Origin of the sequence: Yinghuangia aomiensis (assembly GCF_039542225.1) — a bacterium.
Taxonomy (GTDB): Bacteria; Actinomycetota; Actinomycetes; order Streptomycetales; family Streptomycetaceae; genus Yinghuangia; species Yinghuangia aomiensis.
Map to the genome: position 1 here is coordinate 57,707 of NZ_BAABHS010000039.1, position 16,107 is coordinate 73,813.

The 16,107-nt window shown below is 73.1% G+C and carries 13 protein-coding genes and 1 riboswitch; of the genes, 8 read left to right on the forward strand and 5 right to left on the reverse strand.

Features of this window, described 5'->3' with window-relative positions; genetic code table 11:
* Positions 1–20: 20 nt before the first annotated feature.
* Positions 21–959, reverse strand: a complete 939-nt coding sequence (locus ABEA93_RS35465) for an NADP-dependent oxidoreductase (protein WP_345680059.1) — start codon at positions 957–959, stop codon at positions 21–23.
* A 113-nt stretch (positions 960–1,072) separates the two neighbouring features.
* On the opposite strand from ABEA93_RS35465, the gene ABEA93_RS35470 reads away from it, so the two are divergent.
* Positions 1,073–2,089, forward strand: a complete 1,017-nt coding sequence (locus ABEA93_RS35470) for a GlxA family transcriptional regulator (protein ID WP_345680045.1) — start codon at positions 1,073–1,075, stop codon at positions 2,087–2,089.
* Between the two features lie 59 nt (positions 2,090–2,148).
* Here ABEA93_RS35470 and ABEA93_RS35475 read toward each other — a convergent pair whose 3' ends face one another.
* Positions 2,149–2,940 (reverse strand): enoyl-CoA hydratase/isomerase family protein, encoded by a 792-nt coding sequence (locus tag ABEA93_RS35475; RefSeq protein WP_345680046.1) that lies wholly within the window; start codon positions 2,938–2,940, stop codon positions 2,149–2,151.
* Between the two features lie 239 nt (positions 2,941–3,179).
* On the opposite strand from ABEA93_RS35475, the gene ABEA93_RS35480 reads away from it, so the two are divergent.
* Complete coding sequence (locus ABEA93_RS35480) at positions 3,180–3,710, forward strand: inorganic diphosphatase (protein ID WP_345680047.1); 531 nt, start codon at positions 3,180–3,182, stop codon at positions 3,708–3,710.
* 57 nt (positions 3,711–3,767) lie between these two features.
* Entirely contained in the window at positions 3,768–4,295 is a 528-nt protein-coding gene (locus ABEA93_RS35485; RefSeq protein WP_345680048.1) for a VOC family protein, read from the forward strand.
* A 27-nt stretch (positions 4,296–4,322) separates the two neighbouring features.
* Here the strand turns inward: ABEA93_RS35485 and ABEA93_RS35490 are convergent, their stop codons facing one another.
* Positions 4,323–5,099 (reverse strand): VOC family protein, encoded by a 777-nt coding sequence (locus tag ABEA93_RS35490; protein WP_345680049.1) that lies wholly within the window; start codon positions 5,097–5,099, stop codon positions 4,323–4,325.
* A 353-nt stretch (positions 5,100–5,452) separates the two neighbouring features.
* Here ABEA93_RS35490 and ABEA93_RS35495 point away from each other — a divergent pair, with 353 nt between their 5' ends.
* Positions 5,453–7,618, forward strand: a complete 2,166-nt coding sequence (locus tag ABEA93_RS35495) for a hypothetical protein (RefSeq protein ID WP_345680050.1) — start codon at positions 5,453–5,455, stop codon at positions 7,616–7,618.
* A 143-nt stretch (positions 7,619–7,761) separates the two neighbouring features.
* Here ABEA93_RS35495 and ABEA93_RS35500 read toward each other — a convergent pair whose 3' ends face one another.
* Complete coding sequence (locus tag ABEA93_RS35500; protein WP_345680051.1) at positions 7,762–8,685, reverse strand: NlpC/P60 family protein; 924 nt, start codon at positions 8,683–8,685, stop codon at positions 7,762–7,764.
* Positions 8,686–8,690: 5 nt separating this feature from the next.
* A riboswitch (cyclic di-AMP (ydaO/yuaA leader) is annotated at positions 8,691–8,877 on the reverse strand.
* Between the two features lie 405 nt (positions 8,878–9,282).
* Between ABEA93_RS35500 and ABEA93_RS35505 the strand changes: the two genes are divergently transcribed.
* The 4 genes from ABEA93_RS35505 to cutA all read left to right on the forward strand — a co-directional run bounded on the left by ABEA93_RS35505 (position 9,283) and on the right by cutA (position 14,850).
* Positions 9,283–12,231, forward strand: coding sequence for a helix-turn-helix transcriptional regulator (locus ABEA93_RS35505; protein WP_345680060.1), 2,949 nt, complete (start codon positions 9,283–9,285; stop codon positions 12,229–12,231).
* 184 nt (positions 12,232–12,415) lie between these two features.
* Positions 12,416–13,591, forward strand: a complete 1,176-nt coding sequence (locus ABEA93_RS35510; RefSeq protein ID WP_345680052.1) for a PP2C family protein-serine/threonine phosphatase — start codon at positions 12,416–12,418, stop codon at positions 13,589–13,591.
* A 2-nt stretch (positions 13,592–13,593) separates the two neighbouring features.
* Complete coding sequence (locus ABEA93_RS35515; RefSeq protein ID WP_345680053.1) at positions 13,594–14,166, forward strand: DoxX family protein; 573 nt, start codon at positions 13,594–13,596, stop codon at positions 14,164–14,166.
* A 366-nt stretch (positions 14,167–14,532) separates the two neighbouring features.
* Positions 14,533–14,850 (forward strand): divalent-cation tolerance protein CutA, encoded by a 318-nt coding sequence (gene cutA / locus ABEA93_RS35520; protein ID WP_345680054.1) that lies wholly within the window; start codon positions 14,533–14,535, stop codon positions 14,848–14,850.
* Here cutA and ABEA93_RS35525 read toward each other — a convergent pair.
* Positions 14,847–15,959 (reverse strand): NsdA family TPR-like regulatory protein, encoded by a 1,113-nt coding sequence (locus tag ABEA93_RS35525; RefSeq protein WP_345680055.1) that lies wholly within the window; start codon positions 15,957–15,959, stop codon positions 14,847–14,849. The genes cutA and ABEA93_RS35525 overlap by 4 nt on opposite strands.
* Positions 15,960–16,107 lie beyond the last annotated feature (148 nt).

The window sequence follows — 16,107 nt, forward strand, 5'->3', positions numbered from 1 at the left end:
CGGCATGCGACGGATACGACCTAGCCGACAGTCAGGACGACCTTCCCGGTCACCCGGCCCGTGTCGCCGAGTGCGTGCCCCTTGGCCGCCTCGGCGAGCGGGAACACGGCCTCCACCAGCGGACGCAGGGTGCCGGCGTCGACCATCTCGCCGAGCGTGCGCATGCCCTCCTGGTCGGCCTCGACGAGGATCGGCCGCACCCGGATGCCCGGGGCCGCCTGGGCGACGTGCTCGGCCAGGTCGTCCGGCAGCTGGCGCAAGGCGATCGACACGAGCTGCCCGCCGGGCTTGAGCACACGCAGCGACCGGGCGGCGGTGTCGCCGCCGAGTGCGTCGAGCACGACGTCGACGGGTTCGATCGCGGTGAAGTCGTCGGTGCGGTAGTCGATCATCTCGTCCGCGCCGAGCGCGCGGACCACGTCGTGCTTCGGCGCACTCGCGGTGCCGATGACGTACGCGCCGCGTGCCTTCGCGATCTGCACCGCGAAGTGCCCGACCCCACCCGCGGCGGCGTGCACCAGCACCCGGTCGCCCGGGCCGATGCCGGCGGTGTCGACGAGCGCCTGCCACGCGGTCAGCGCGGCCAGCGGCACGGCCGCCGCGTGCGTGTGGTCGAGGCTCTTCGGCTTGGCGGCCAAGGCGCGCGCGGGGGCGACGACGTACTCGGCGAACGCGCCGACGCCGAACGGGTACGGCAGCATGCCGAACACCTCGTCGCCCGGCTCGTGCAGCGTCACCCCGACGCCGACCTCCTCGACGACCCCCGACACGTCCCAGCCGAGCACCAGCGGGAGCCGCCCGAGGAAGCCGGGGAACTGCCGGTGCTTCCAGTCCGTCGGGTTCATGCCCGCGGCGTGCACCCGCACGAGGACTTCGGACGGGCCGGGCACCGGACGGGGCAGGTCGGTCTCGCGGAGGACCTCCGGACCGCCGTACGTGTCCTGGCTGATCGCCTTCATGGTGGCCTCCGGCTGGTTCTCGGTCGTGGTCGTGTCGTTCACCGGCCCAGCATGTCCGGGATGCGACCAGGGGAAACAGTGGCCCGAAGGTCATGATGTGCAAGGATCGGGCCATGGCTCTCGTCACTGCCCCGCACGTTCCGGAACCGGCGGCCTCGGATGCCGCACCGGTTCCGCACCGGGTGGCCGTCCTCGCCGTCGACGGCGTGATCCCGTTCGAGCTGAGCCTCGCGTCGCGGCTCTTCGGCGCCGCCACGGACGCCGCGGACCGGCCGCTCTACGACGTCGTGACGTGTTCGCTCGACGGGGGGCCGGTGCGCACCGCGGCCGACTTCGCGATCACCGTCCCGCACGACGCGCGCATGCTCGCGACCGCGGGCACGGTGGTCATCCCGGCATCCGAGGAGTTCGCGGAGATCGTCGACGGCGCCGCCCTGTCCGCGCCGCTGGCCCGCGCGCTGGAGCACATCCCGGCCGGGACGCGCATCGTGTCCATCTGCATCGCCACCTACGTGCTGGCCGCCGCCGGACTGCTCGACGGCCGCCCCGCCACCACGCACTGGCGGCACGCGGACCGCCTCGGGCAGCTGTTCCCGCAGGTCACCGTGACCCCGGACGTGCTGTACGTGGATGCGGGCGAGGTGCTGACGTCGGCGGGCGCGGCGTCCGGGATCGACCTGATCATGCACCTGATCCGGGTCGACCACGGCAGCGCCGTCGCCAACCTCGTGGCACGCCGCTGCGTCGTGCCGCCGCAGCGCGAGGGCGGGCAGGCGCAGTACGTCGAACGCCCCGTCCCGCCCGCCTCCGACGCGGGGACGGCCGCGACCCGGGCGTGGGCGCTGGACCGGCTCCACGAACCGCTCCGGCTCGAAGACCTCGCCCGGCACGCGGGCATGAGCCGCCGCACGTTCACCCGCCGGTTCCGAGCCGAGGTCGGGCAGAGCCCCGGCCAGTGGATCGCCCGCCAACGAGTCGATCTGGCACGGGAGTTGCTGGAGAGCAGCGACCTGTCCGTGGCCCGGATCGCGGAACGTGCGGGATTCGGCACGGACGTGTCGCTGCGGCAGCATCTGCACGCCGCGGTCGGCGTCTCGCCGGGGGCGTACCGGCGGACCTTCCGCGCCTGAGCGGGCACCCGGCCCCGACCGGGCGGGCCGCCCTCAGGGGCCCGCCGCCTCGGCCGGTCTCAGCCTTCCGCCGCCGCCCGCGCGTCGACCGCCGCGAAGTCCGGGTCGCGGCGTTCCGCGAACGCCGTCAGGGCCTCGCGGTTGGCGGGGCCGCCGAGCAGGAGCCGGAACGCCTCGTCCTCGCGCGCCCGCGCCTGGGCGAGGCGGTCGCCGAGGCCGGCCAGGAGGACCTTCTTCGACTCGACGAGCGAGGCGATCGACTTCGACGCGAGCACCTTCGCGTGCCGGAGTGTCTCGTCGAGCAGGTCGTCCGGCGCCACCGCCTTGAACGCCAGACCCATGTCGACGCACTCGGCGGCACCGATCCACTCCGAGCTGAGCAGCACCCACGCGGCCTGCTGGCGGCCCAGCAGCGCCGGGAACGTCACGCTGCTCGCCGCCTCGGGGGCCACGCCGAGCGACGTGAACGGGCACTTGATCCGCGCCTCGGTGGACATGAACACCAGGTCGGCGAACCCGAGCATGGTCGCGCCGATGCCCAGCCCGAGCCCGTTGACCGCGAGGAACAGCGGCTTCGGGAAGGCCGCCAGCTGGTCGACCATGCCGGGGAAACCGTGCTTGCCGGCGGTGAACGCGCCGGAATTGCGCTGCGCCATCTCGATCAGGTCGGTGCCCGCGGAGAACGCGCGCCCCGCGCCGGTGATCACCACGACCGCGACGGCCGGGTCCGCGGCGGCGTCGGCCAGCGCTTCGCAGGTGGCGTCGTAGAGCGCCTCGTTGAACGCGTTGAGGGCGTCGGGTCGGTCCAGCGTCAGGACGCGGACGCGGTCGGTGTCCTCGATGCGGATCATGCGCGGCCCTCTTCACGTGTCGGGGGATCGTGCCGTTCGGCTGTCGGTGGACAGGAAACCTTTCTTTCTTGACCGAGTCAAGTGATCCGCGGAGGGGGCTGTGCGGGGCCGTTTCCGGCTCCATTCGGGTGGTTCACACGTGCGTAACGAGGTGGTCACTGGGGAAGGTCCCGGACTGCGCCGATTCGCACCTCTGTAATGCCGTCTGTAGCGCACGGTCGTATGAGGGAGGAGCTGTCGTGGAGTTCGACGTCGTCGTGGAGATTCCGGCAGGCAGTCGGAACAAGTACGAGATGGACCCGCACACCGGCCGCATCAGGCTCGACCGCATGCTGTTCACCTCCACCGCCTATCCGACCGACTACGGCTTCATCGCCGATTCGCTCGGCGGCGACGGCGACCCGCTCGACGCCCTCGTGATGCTGGACGAACCGACCTTCCCGGGCTGCCGGGTGCGGTGCAGGGCGCTCGGCATGTACGTCATGCGGGACGAGAAGGGGCCGGACGAGAAGATCCTGTGCGTGCCCGCGGGCGACCCCAGGCATGTGGGGAAGCGCGGCATCGCGGACGTGCCCGCGTACCAACTCAACGAAATCGCGCACTTCTTCGAGGTCTACAAGGACTTGGAACCCGGCAAGTCCGTCGACGGCTCGCACTGGGCCGCGCGGGACGACGCCGAGAAGGAGGTCACCGCGGCCCTGGAGCGCGCCGAGCACGCGGAGTGGCTGCTGCCCTACGAGGGGCGCGGCCGGACCGTGCGCGGCGCGTAGGGTCGGAGGAGAGGAACCGGGAAAGCATCCGGTTCGCCGGAGTCCGAGGAGCACGTCATGCCGGTCACTCGTCTCAACCATGCGGTGCTGTACGTCCGCGACGTGGACCGCAGTGTCGCGTTCTACTCCGAGCTGCTCGGATTCCGCACCGTGATGGCGTTCCCGGGCGCGGCGTTCCTCCAGGCGCCCGGGAGCACCAACGACCACGATCTGGGGCTGTTCCAGATCGGCGACCAGGCCCGGCCGTCCGGCGCGGGCCAGGGCACCGTCGGCATGTACCACCTGGCGTGGGAGGTCGACACGCTGGACGAGCTGGAGCGGCTCGCCCGCGTCCTCGCGGATGCGGGCGCGCTGGTGGGCGCGAGCAACCACGGCACCACCAAGTCGCTGTACGCGCAGGACCCGGACGGCCTGGAGATGGAGATCTGCTGGCTGCTGCCGCTCGACCTGATCACCGAGGACGTGCTGACCGCGGCCCGCGCGGCGCCGGTGCGGCCGCTGGACCTGCGCGCCGAGAAGGAGCGCTACGGCGGGCAGACCCGGGGCGGCATCGGGGTGTCGGTGCCGGCCGCGGCCGGGGAGTGAGGCCGCGGCCGACGGGCCGGGTACCGCTCAGGAGCCCTGGCGCGGGTCGGGCTTGAGGACGGCGAACACCGCGCCCGCGGGGTCCGCGAACCAGGCGATGCGGCCCACGTCCGGCACGTCGGCGGCGGGCATCAGCACCATGCCGCCGGAGGCCTGGACGCGGGCCGCGGTGGCGTCCGGGTCCGCGACGTGGAAGTAGGGCACCCAGCGGGGGCCCTGCTGGTCGTCCGGCGCGATGCCGCCGAACGACGCGTCCTCGATGTCGCCCTGCGAGGTCGACACGACCGTGTACGTCATGCCCGGGGCGTCCATCTTCTGCGAGCGCCAGCCGAAGAGGTCGCGGTAGAAACCGAACGCGGCGTCGGGGTCGGGCGTGTGCAGCTCCACCCAGAGCAGCTCGCCGACCTGGCTCGCGGTGTCGAACCCGGCGTGGCTGCCCGCCTGCCAGAGGGCGAACCCGGCGCCTTGCGGGTCGGAGACCTGCGACATGCGGCCGGCGTCCATCACGTCGAACGGCTCGGCGCGTACCGAACCGCCGTGCGACTGCACGTCCTTGGTGACGGCGTCGACGTCGGGTGCGGCGAAGTAGGCGGTCCATGCGGACATCGCGCCCTCGTCCAGACCGCCGATCGCGCCGATGGACCGGTCGTGGTTCTTGAGGAAGCCGTAGCCGCCGGCCTCCGGACCGAAGTCCTCGAACGTCCAGCCGAAGACCTCCCCGTAGAACGAGGCGGCGGCGCGGATGTTCGGACTCCCCAGGTCGATCCAGCAGGGCGAGCCCTTGACGAATGCGGTGCCGAGCATGGCGGTACTCCTTCGCAGCGGCGGGCCGATCCGGGCCTGCGGAGTGCGGGCACGGAGTGAGGCCCTGAACGCGCACAGTTTCGCACCGCGAACCGACAAGGCGGCTGATCGCGGGCAAAGTGTCGCTTATTGTCCACGAACTTTCGTTCGAATGCGGGGGAGTTTGAGGATGGTATCGAACTGGCGTCCGAAGATGACGGGCTGCGCGAGCGGGACGCGTCAAGCGTCTGGGGCTGTGCGTGCTGTCGTTGCGGTGGCGGCAAATGGTTGGTGCGGGCTGGCGTCGCGGGCGGTGTCGGCGGGGCAGTGACCGGGGCGGGTTTCACTCGTTTGCCGGGCATACGCCGTCCGCCGTGGGGGTCGACCTGCCTATGCCCATCCGCAAACCGCCGCCCGTCCTGGCCCTCCGGCCGACCGCCGATCTGCGGGACGCCGAAGCCGTCCTGATAGCCCGGTATCCGCAATTGGTGCGCCTGGCCTACGTCATCCTGCCGCCCGCGCTCGGCCGCCACGGGCGGGTGGTCGCCGCGCACCGGCTTGTCCAGCGGGCGTTGCCGGGCGGGGGGTTGGCGGCGTGGTGGGCTCGTGTGCGGGACGGGCGGGGAGTGCCGGGAAGCCTGCCGGAGCGGGGGCCGGGGCAGCCTGATCGGCGCGACGGGGCGGGGGACTTCCGGCGGGTGAGCGCCGCGCGGGGGGGAGCAGGCGGCGCGGCGGCCACCGCGGACCCCGCCGACGGGTTCGCGTTCGGATGGGTCCGTGCGCGGGTGGTGGCCGCGGCGCTGGCCGAGTCGCGGCGGTCGGAGTGGTGGCCGCGGCCGTTCCCCGGCCGGGGGCCGCGCCGCCCCGGGCTGCCCGGGGTGTGGGGGCTGCGGCTCACTCCGGGACTGGCGGACGAAGACGAACTGCCGTTGCTCAACGCCCTGTCCGACACGGACCCTGCGACCCGCGCGGCGTTCGCGCTGTGCTGCCTCGACGGGCTGGACGCCGACGGCGCCGCGGACGTGCTCGACGACGCGGGCGCGGACGACACCGCGGCGGCACTGGCCGCGGCGGAGCGGATCGCGGCGGATTTCGACGTCGATGCCGAAGTTCTGCTCGCCTCACCGGAGTTCGACCCCTGCCAAGTGCGTGCCTATCCGACCGACTTGCTGCGGCGCAGGCGCCGGGTCCGGGTGACCGCCCTCGCCGCCGCGGCCGCGTGCGTCGCGGCCCTGACGGTGGGTCTGGTCGACGGGGGAGGCGGCAGCGGCGGCGAGGACACCGTCGCGCCCGCGGCTGTCCGGGGATCGGCGGTCGACTACCTGGTCCCCGAGCGGCTGATCCGGGCCGCGCCCGAGGCCTGGGCCGACACCTCCCGGGTCGACTTCACCGCATGGTCCGCCCGCGGCACCCGGATCGCCGATCGCCCGCTGCTCGCCCGCGCCCTCGACGCCTGGCGCGCGGCGGCGGCCCCGGGGACCCGGAACGGACCGCTTCCCGCGCTGGCGCCCGGCACCACCGCGGCGCTGCCTCCCGCCGACCCGCGGCTGCTGTACGCGGGCGACGTGGACAGCGGTGACGGCATCGAGGCCGTCGTGATGCTGTTCGACGGCCAACGCGTCGTGCGCTACGCCGAAACCGCGGACCGCGTCGCGTCCCTGCAGTTCGCCCTCGTGGACGACGCCGACGTCACCACCGCCGCGGCTCTCGTGCTCACCCGGTCGGCCGACCGGGTCCGCTACCTGCTCGCGCCGTGGGTCGCCTCCGCGGGACTCCGCGACCTGCTGCGCCCGGACGGCGAACCCCGGCCGCTGCGGGTCGCCGCGGACGGCGCGACCGAACCCGTCCCCGTGCCGACCACGGGCACGCAAGGCCTGCCCGAGGCGCAGACCGCGTGCCGGTCCTGGCCGGTGCTGCAGCTCCGCTCGTCGGACCGCATCGCCGAACGGCACGCGTTCCTGGTCGGCGACCTGGGCGATCTGAGCCCGGTGCACCTGACGTACAACCCGCTGCCGGGCCCCGACAACCCGGCCCGCGCGCCCCGCGAGGCGCTGAGCCCGGCCGCGCTGACGAGCTGGGCGGCGAACGCGTGCGGGCTGGGGGAGATGCGCGGACGGGGGATCCGCGCGGTCGACGTCTGGGACTTCGCCGAGCAGACCCTCCCCGAGTCGGCGGGCCGCGCGACGTGGGAGTGCGTCCGCGCCGACACGTGGCGGGGCCCCGGCTCCACCGCCGTGGTCTTCCGCGGCCCGGGCAAGGCCGCGCCGGAGCCGCTGAGCCGCGCCGACGACACGGCCCTGTGCAGCCGCTTCGGCCAGCGCATCGTGGCCGGGCGGCGGTGGCAGGCCCCGTCCGGCCAGCGCTATTTCCTGGCCGCGGCAAGCCGCGGGATCACGCACATCGACGCGACAGGCGCACTCAAGGCCTCCGCGGACGGCACGGTGCTCGCCACGCCCTTGCCCGCAGGCGGCGCACCCGGGGCGGTGGACCTGACCGCCAAGGCGCCGGACGGCGAGGCGGTCCGAGGGAGTGCCGGGTAGCGGCGCCGTCTCGCCCGCGTGCGGTTCCCCGACCCCGCCGCCCGTGAGAACCGCCGAAGCCCCGCGCGGGACGACGGCTCGCCCGCTGAGTAAGTGCGAGCCGTCGGACCCCGCGCGGGGCGGTCGGTGGAAGAACCCTCAGATCATGCGGGGCGGGTCGCCCCGGCGATCGGCATGGAGTCGACCGAGGCGATCTTGACCACGGTGCGCGAGTTCGGCGCGTGGATGATCTGGCCGTTGCCGATGTAGATGCCGACGTGGCTGATGCCCGAGTAGTAGAACACCAGGTCGCCCGGCTGCAGGTCCGACGTCGAGACCTTGCGGCCCGCCGCGAACTGGTCGTTGGTGACGCGCGGCAGCGAGACGCCCGCGGCCTTGTACGCGGCCTGGACGAGACCCGAGCAGTCGTACGCGTCCGGGCCCTCGGCGCCGTACACGTACGGCTTGCCGAGCTGCGCCTTGGCGAACGCGATGGCGGTCGCGGCCTTGCTCGACGTCGACGAAGACGACGAGGACGAGGACGAGGACGAGGTGTCCTCGGTCAGCGTCGACGCCTTCGCGGAGCTGCTCTGCGGCTTGGCCGACAGCGTCTTGGTCTGCGCGGTCGCGTCCGACTTCGCGGTGCTCTTCTGGGTGGTGGTCTTCGGCGCGGCCGGAGCCGGGTCCTCGGTCAGCGGGGCGGCCGGGGCCTTGGTCGGCGCGGCGGCGGAGCCGGCGAGCTTGAGGACCTGGCCGATGTCGATCCAGTCCGCGCCCTTGGCGAGCTGGTCGCGGTTCAGCTCGTAGAGGGCCGGCCAGCCACCGTCGATGCGGTGCGCGAAGGCGATCTGGGACAGCGTGTCGCCGCCGACCACGGTGTACGTGGCGGTGGTGTCGGCCGTCGGGGCGGCGGCCGGCGCGGGGGCGGCCGCGGTGTCCTCGACGGACGGCTGCGCCATCGCGGGGACGCTGCGGGGAAGCTCGGGGGCGGCGTGCGCGGCACCGGCGTTGACGACGGGAAGGGCGGCACCGAGGCCGGCGATTCCCGCGGCGGCCAGGACCCGCCGGAGGCTGTGGGCAGACAGCATGAAGTCGTTCCTCTCCTGCCGCCTGCGAGGTGAGCTGTCGGATTCGGGCCGGAGCGGCCCGGCCGTGCGCGTCCTCCGGACCAGGTCCGGAAACGGGCACGGCTTCACCCCAAGCCGCACCCGGCGAGCCGGGTACGGCGCATCACGTTGGTTCCCCCGCTCCCGTCCGGACGTGCTGGGCACCGAGCACCGCGGCCGGGGACGGGATTCGGCGTACCGGCCGGGTGGATTCCGCCTGGGCGGCGAAACCGGTCCCGGACGCTAGCCAGGTCGGACCGGCCGCCACAACTCGGCAAGGCGCCCCGGAGGCGGGATAAAGATCGCGTCAAAACGTCTTGTCGTCAGGTCGACATATCGAAGACCGGGGTGTGACATGCGGATACTGCGGAGCGTGAGCGTGGTGGTCCGGTCACGCAAAATGATCGGAATTCGCCGGAACAGCCCGAGGGGGCGAATCCGTACACGTCCGTTATTGTCCGAATTTGCCTACCCGGGTCGGTCGGCAGGCGCGAAAGAGACCGGCGCCACAGCCGCCCGCCCCGCGGTGTCGTCCCATTTCCGCAGGCCGTCACCCGTGCGTGTCAGGATGTCCGTGTGGTGCCGCAACCCGGATTCCAGACGCCCTTCGTCGGCCGCGGCGCGGAGACCGCCGCCCTCGACGACGTCCTCGCGCGCGCCCGCGCGGGCGACCCCCGCGCACTCCTGCTCGCCGGCGACGCCGGCGTCGGCAAGTCCCGCCTCCTGGCCGAAGCCGCCGCCCGCGCGGCCGCCGACGGCATGACCGTGCTGACCGGGCAGTGCGTCGACCTCGGCGAGGTCGGCCTGCCGTACCTCCCGTTCACCGAGATCCTCCGCACGGTCGCCGCCGACCCGGCCTCCGCCGCGATCCTCGACGAGCACCCCGCGGTGCTGCGCCTGCACGGCGCGGGCGGCTCCGCCTACGACGGCCGCACCGAACCCGGCGTCCGGCTCCGCCTCCTCGACGACATGGCCGCCCTGCTCGCCGACCTCGCCGAGCAGGCCCCGCTGCTCCTCGTCCTCGAGGACCTGCACTGGGCCGACCAGTCCACCCGCGACCTGCTGCGCTTCCTCCTCAGCCGCCTCGCCCCGCAGCGCGCCGGCGAGACCGCGCCGCACCAGCGCATCGCCCTGCTCGTCTCGCTCCGGTCCGACGACCTGCACCGGCGGCATCCGCTGCGCCCGCTGCTCGCCGAACTCGTCCGCCTCCCGGTCGTCGCCCGACTCGACGTGGGGCCGCTCGCCGACGCCGAGGTCGCCGAACTCGTGCGCGGACTCGGCAGCGACCCGCTGCCGGAGGACACCGTCGCGCGGATCGTCGAACGCGCCGAAGGCAACGCCTTCTACGCCGAAGAACTCCGCGCCGCCACCGCCGACGACGCCGGTGTCCCGGCCGGGCTCGCCGAGGTGCTGCTGGTCCGCATCGAGCAGATGCCGGCGACCGCGCAGCGCGTCCTGCGGACCGCCGCGGTCGCCGGGCGGAGCGTCGAGCACGGTCTGCTGCGCGACGCCGTCGAACTGCCCGACGACGACCTCGACGCCGCGCTGCGCGAGGCCGTCGGCCGGCACTTGCTGGTGTCCGGCGACGACGGCAGCTACTCGTTCCGGCACGCGCTGACCCGGGAGGCCGCGTACGGCGACCTGCTTCCCGGCGAACGCGTCCGCCTGCACGCGGTGTTCGCGCGCCTCCTCGGCTCCCTCGAGCGCCGCGGCGGCAGCGCCGCCGAACGCGCCCACCACCACACCGCCAGCCACGACCTGCCCGGCGCGCTCACCGCATCCCTCGAAGCCGCGGGCCACGCCGCCGTCGTCGGCGCGCCCGCCGAGGAACTCCGGCACGTCGAAGCCGCACTGGAACTGTGGGACGCCGTCCCCGACGCCGCGGAACTGACCGGCACCGACGACATCGCGCTCACCCTGCGCGCCTCCGCCGCGGCCGTCCGCATGGGCGAGGCACACCGCGCCGTGCACCTCGCGCGCGCCGCCCTCGACCGGGTCGGCTCGCACGGCGACACGCTGGTCGCCGCGAAGGTCCGCTACACGCTCGCGTCCAGCCTGATGAACGTGGACAGCCTGCACTCCGCCTTCGAGTTCAGCCGCGAAGCGCTCGCGCTGATCCCCGAGGAACCGCCGTCGCTCACCTGGGCGTGGGCGGCCGCCACACACGTCCAGGCCGCCTGGTACATCCGCCGGATCGACGTCGTCCGCGACGTCGGCAAGCGCGCCCTCGCAGCCGCCGAAAAGCTGGGCGCGGACGCCGTGCAAGCCGACGTCCTGATCAGCACGCTGGCCACCCACGAAGCCAACCGGCAGACCTCCGAAGGCCGCGAAATCCTCTACCGAGCCCGGGACTTGGCGCGGCGCGCGGGCGACACGGCGATCGAGCTGCGCGCCATGTACGGCCTGGCCCTCGGCTGCTTCGAAGCCGGCCTCGTCGAGGAATCCCTCGCCTGGACCGACGAAGGCCTCGACCTGGCCCGCCGCACCGCACAGACGTCGTCGCCGTACTCCCTCCACCTGCGCTACGTCCGCGCCCTTGCGCTCTACACCCTGGGACGCTGGGACGAGGCCCTCAAAGCCGCCGGCAGCGCCCCCTCCGCCTTCGGCCACGTCGCCGAAGGAGCACTGTATGTGCCGCTCGGCCGCGGCGAACCCGGCGTCGTCGACCGCGCCCAAGCGCTCTTCGACAAGCGGCCGTTCAACTGGACGGCGACGCTGGTCGCGGGCCTCGTGCTGGTCGACGAGGCCGTCCTGCGGGGTGACGTCCGCGCCGCCGTCGACCGCTTCCGGCGCACGTTCGCGCGCCTGATCGAGGACGACGACCCGTACCCGCCGGTCGGTGTCCGCCTGGCCACCCTCGCGCTCTCCGCGATCGCCGACGAGGCCACCGCGCTGCGCCTCACCGGCGGCGACCCCGGCGGGTGGGCCGCGGAGGCCGCCGAGTTCGCCGCGCTGGCCCGCGAGATCGCGGCCCGCCAGGAGGCCGTGCGGCCGAGCGGCCCCGAGGGCATCGCGTGGGCGCTCCGCGCCGAGGCGGAGTTCGCCCGCGCCGAAGGCCGGTCGGACGTCGGCAGGTGGGAACGCGTGGTGGCCGCGTTCGACTACGGCAACGTCTACGAACACGCGCGCTGCCGCCTCCGCCTCGCCGAGGCCTACGCCGCGGCCGGCCGCCGCGCCGAAGCCCGCGATGTCCTCGAAGCCGCCCAGGCCACCGCGGTCGCGCTCGGCGCGACCCCGCTCCGCGCCGCCCTCGACGCGCTCGCCCGGCGCACCGGCCTCGCGGCCGCGGACTCCGCAGCGGCAGCAGTCGCGGCCGGCACGCTCACCACCCGCGAACAGGAGGTCCTCCGGCTGCTTGCCGAAGGACGCACGAACCGGCAGATCGGCGAGGCGCTGTTCATCAGCGTCAAGACCGCCAGCGTGCACGTCTCCAACATCCTCGCCAAGGTCGGCGCGGCCTCCCGCGGCGAAGCCGTCGCGATGGCCTACCGCAAGGGGCTGATCGGACCCGGGCCGACGGAGCGCTGAGCGCGGATCCGGCGGCCACCGCCGTGTGCGGGCCGTCCTGCCGATCCCGTGAACGCTTGCGCTCGGTCCGCATCCCACCTGCGCTCCGCCCGCGTTCCGCCCGGCCGAACGGGTGAACCCACCCCGCGGACGTGCACGCCGCACCCCCGTCGGGAACCGGCGCGGGGTGGATATCGGGGCCGATGTGTACGAGCCGGAGGCGCAGGGCGGGCGGCGGTTGCTGCGCTGGGTGCCCCCGCTGCTGCTCGTCGTCTCGCTGGTCGTCGAGTTCACCACGCCGCCCGGGGTGAACCCGGCACCGATCCTGGCCGCCGCGCCTACGTTCGCGCTCGGTGTCTACGGGTTCGCCGGGGTCCTGTGGACGACGGTCGCCACCGCCTCGGCCATGGGGCTGCTCGCGGTGTACGAGCAGATCCGCTATCACGACGTCCTCGTCGCCTCGTTCTTCGCCGACCTGGTCGCGGTGCTGGCGGTCTGCGCGATCGTCCTCGTGCTCGCCCGGACAAAGGAGCACGGGCGGCGCCGGTTCGCGCGGCTCATCCGGGTCGCGGAGGCGGCGCAGCGCGTGCTGCTGCCGGACGCGCCGGTGTCCGCGGGCGGGCTGCCGGTCGCGGTGCGGTACACGCCGGCGTACACGGACGCGCAGGTCGGCGGGGACGCGTACGCGGTGCATGCCACGCCGTACGGGGTCCGCCTGCTCATCGCCGACGTGCGGGGCAAGGGCCTCGGGGCCATCGGCGCGGTGTGCTCGCTGGTCGGCGCGTTCCGCTGCGAGGCGTTCCACTGCCCGGACCTGACCGTCGTCGCCGACCGGCTGGAGGCCGTGCTGCTGCACACCCAGCCGGACCCGGAGGATGCCGACTCCGGCGGCGACGCGGAGTACTTCGCGACCGCGCTGTTCGTCGAGATCGACGCGGACGGCGGCACGCTGCGGGTGGTCAACCGCGGCCACCCGCCGCCGCTGCTGGTCCACGCGGGCGACGTGCGGACCCTGGACGGCGCGGACACCCACCTGCCGCTCGGCCTCGGCGGCCTTGCCCCGGACGGGGGCGCGACACCCGACGAGCATGCCTTCCCGGCGGGCGCGTCGCTGCTGCTCTACACCGACGGCCTGGTCGAAGGCCGGGACCCCGCCGGACGGTTCTTCGACCCGGTGGCCGTCCTGCGCGGCCGGGACTTCGCCGGACCGGGCGCCCTGCTGGACACCCTGATGGCCGCACTCCGGGCGCACACCTCGGGGCGCTTGGACGACGACACGGCGCTGCTCGCGGTCGCACGTCCGGCACGGGCCGATGCGGCAGGTGTACACGGCGGCGCGTCCGGGAACCCGCCCCCGGACCACCGTCTCCACCGGGAGTGATCATGGGCTGCTCGCGCCTCGACGTCGGTTTGCTGCTGTTGCGCCTGGGCACCGGCGGCGTCCTCGCCGCGCACGGTACGCAGAAGCTGTTCGGCTGGTTCGGCGGACACGGCATCGAAGGCACCGGCCAGTTCATGGAGTCCATCGGCTACCGGCCGGGCAAGGCCAGCGCCACCGCGGCCGGGCTCTCCGAAACGGGCGGCGGGGCGCTGCTCGCGCTCGGCCTGGCCACCCCCGCGGCGGGCGCCGCCGCGGCCGGGGCGATGGCCGGCGCCGCCGCCGTGCACATGCCCGCCGGGTTCTTCGCGCAGAGCGGCGGCTACGAGTACGCCGGCTTCCTCGGCCTCGCCGCGGCGGGCCTCGCCATCACCGGGCCGGGCCGGCTGTCCCTGGACCACGCCCTCGGCCATGCGGTGAACCGCGGCTGGATGGTCCCGACCGCCTTCGCCGTCACGGCCGCCGCGACGGCCGCGGTCATCGGCATGCGCACCCGCCGCCTCCGCGAGATCGCCGAAGCCCAGGCCCTGGAGGAGGCCGAAGCGGCAGCCCAGGGCGGCGCTTCGGACGCGACCTGAGCCGGTCCTCCGCTATTCGGGCTCGATGGCGCGGACGCCATCCTCGTCCGCCGATCGCGGAGTTCAGGGTTGCGCGGCGCCGCCAAGGCGGCGCCCTGCCCCAAAACCCGCCGTACGTCGCGCACCCCCGACTCGGCTCCACCCCGACGCCGGTTGCGCGGCTCCGCCGCGCTGACCGCAAGCTCGTCGATGAGCACACACGCGACGCGGCTCGGACCAAAACAACAAGACCGGTGGCGCGCGCCGCCAAGGCGGCGCGCGCCAAAGCCCAAACCGGGGCGTTCTCTCCGCAAGGCTCCGAACCTGGTGCGCGAGACCTTGTCCGCACACGGGCGACCGCTAAGGCTCGACGTCTACGCTCGCGCCATGACCGACTTCGTCCAGGTATCCACGACCGCACCCAGCCAAAGTGATGCCGAGCGACTGGCTCGTTCGGCCGTAGCCACACGGCTGGCGGCCACGGCGCAAGTAGCCGGCCCGTTGACGTCCTTCTTCTGGCACGCCGGCGAACTCGGCGAAGGCCCGGAGTGGGCGGTGTGGTTGAAGACGACGACCGACATGTATCCCGCTCTTCAAGCGCACATCATCAACGAGCATCCCTGGGACAAACCCGAGGTCACCGCAACCCCGATCGTCTTGGGATCCGCCCCTTACCTTGAGTGGATCCGTCAAGCGACGACCTAGCTTTTCGCCCGCTCCAGCAGGGCCGCGACCTGTGGAACGTCCTGGTACGGCGCAAGGCGGGTCATGACAGCTTTGGCGCGCTGATGCGGTCGCGTCGACCCGACGCCTTGAGACAGTTCCATGGCGCGGTCGACTGTCGCCACCGCCTCGTCAATCTCGCAGGCATCGATGTACGCATCCGCCAACCATGTGAGGTAGAGCGCCTTGTCGCGCGCGTGGGTGTCCTGGAACCGGTCGAGTGCGCCCTCGAGCGCGTGGACCGCCCGAAGCGGACGGCGCAGCTCTGCCCAACATCGCCCCGCCATGATGCTGACTTCGTCCCGGTCCACCCACGCGGACCAGTCGGGTTGCGATTGCGGGTCCGGACGATTGATCGCGTCTTCGGCGACGGCTAGAGCACGTTCGCATTCGCAGCCGTTGCCCTCCACGGCGTATGCCCACGCCAGGCGTTCATGGAGGAGCGCCCGCACGGTGTGCGGGGCGTCGGGCGGGATCATGCCGCAAGCAACAGCGGCGGCTTCGGAACCGGTGTGCTGGGTGCTGACAAGTTGATACGAGGTGAAGATCAGGGCATTTGCGGCAAGTGGTAGATCACCGGCTTGCTGCGCGGCAGCGAGACTGGACCTGTAGTGGGCGTCGGAACGCTCGTGGTACCCAGCATCGAATGCAGCCCATCCGGCTTGCTGATCCTGTTCCGCAAGGATAGACAGCAGGGCGCGCTCGGTGACGCCGTCGTAGCTGCTGTGCTTCAGCACAGACAGAGTCGTCTCAACTTCTGCCAAATAGACCCTGTAGGTGTCCAAGCCGCCGAGGTAGTTGTCCAACTGCCGCAAGCGTGCCGTCCGGTCGACGAGTTGCCGGGTGAACGAGCTTCCGACACGCGGTCCTGCGTCGACCGGCATGAAGGGCACGGCAGCCGCGGTGACTCCCAGACTCGCTAACGACGTTCGAATGAACTCCCTGCGTTTCACAGCTTCCGGTCCGTCCTGGTCGGCGGCGGGTTTCGGGACGGACTGGACCAACTCCCATGGCCGGTTTGCCAGTCCGACGAGTTGCCCAGGAATCCTCAACGCATCCGCGATCTGTGCGATCTTCTCGAAGGAAGTCACACGACCGCTTCCCTTGGCCATCTGAACCGTTCCGGGATTGGTGGAGGCTCTATGCGTTGACTCCAGCCGCCGGTTGGGGCTGGTGTTGAGCGTAGTAGTTGGTCTCGTGTTCGTGGGGCGGGATGTCTCCGATTGCGGTGTGGATGCG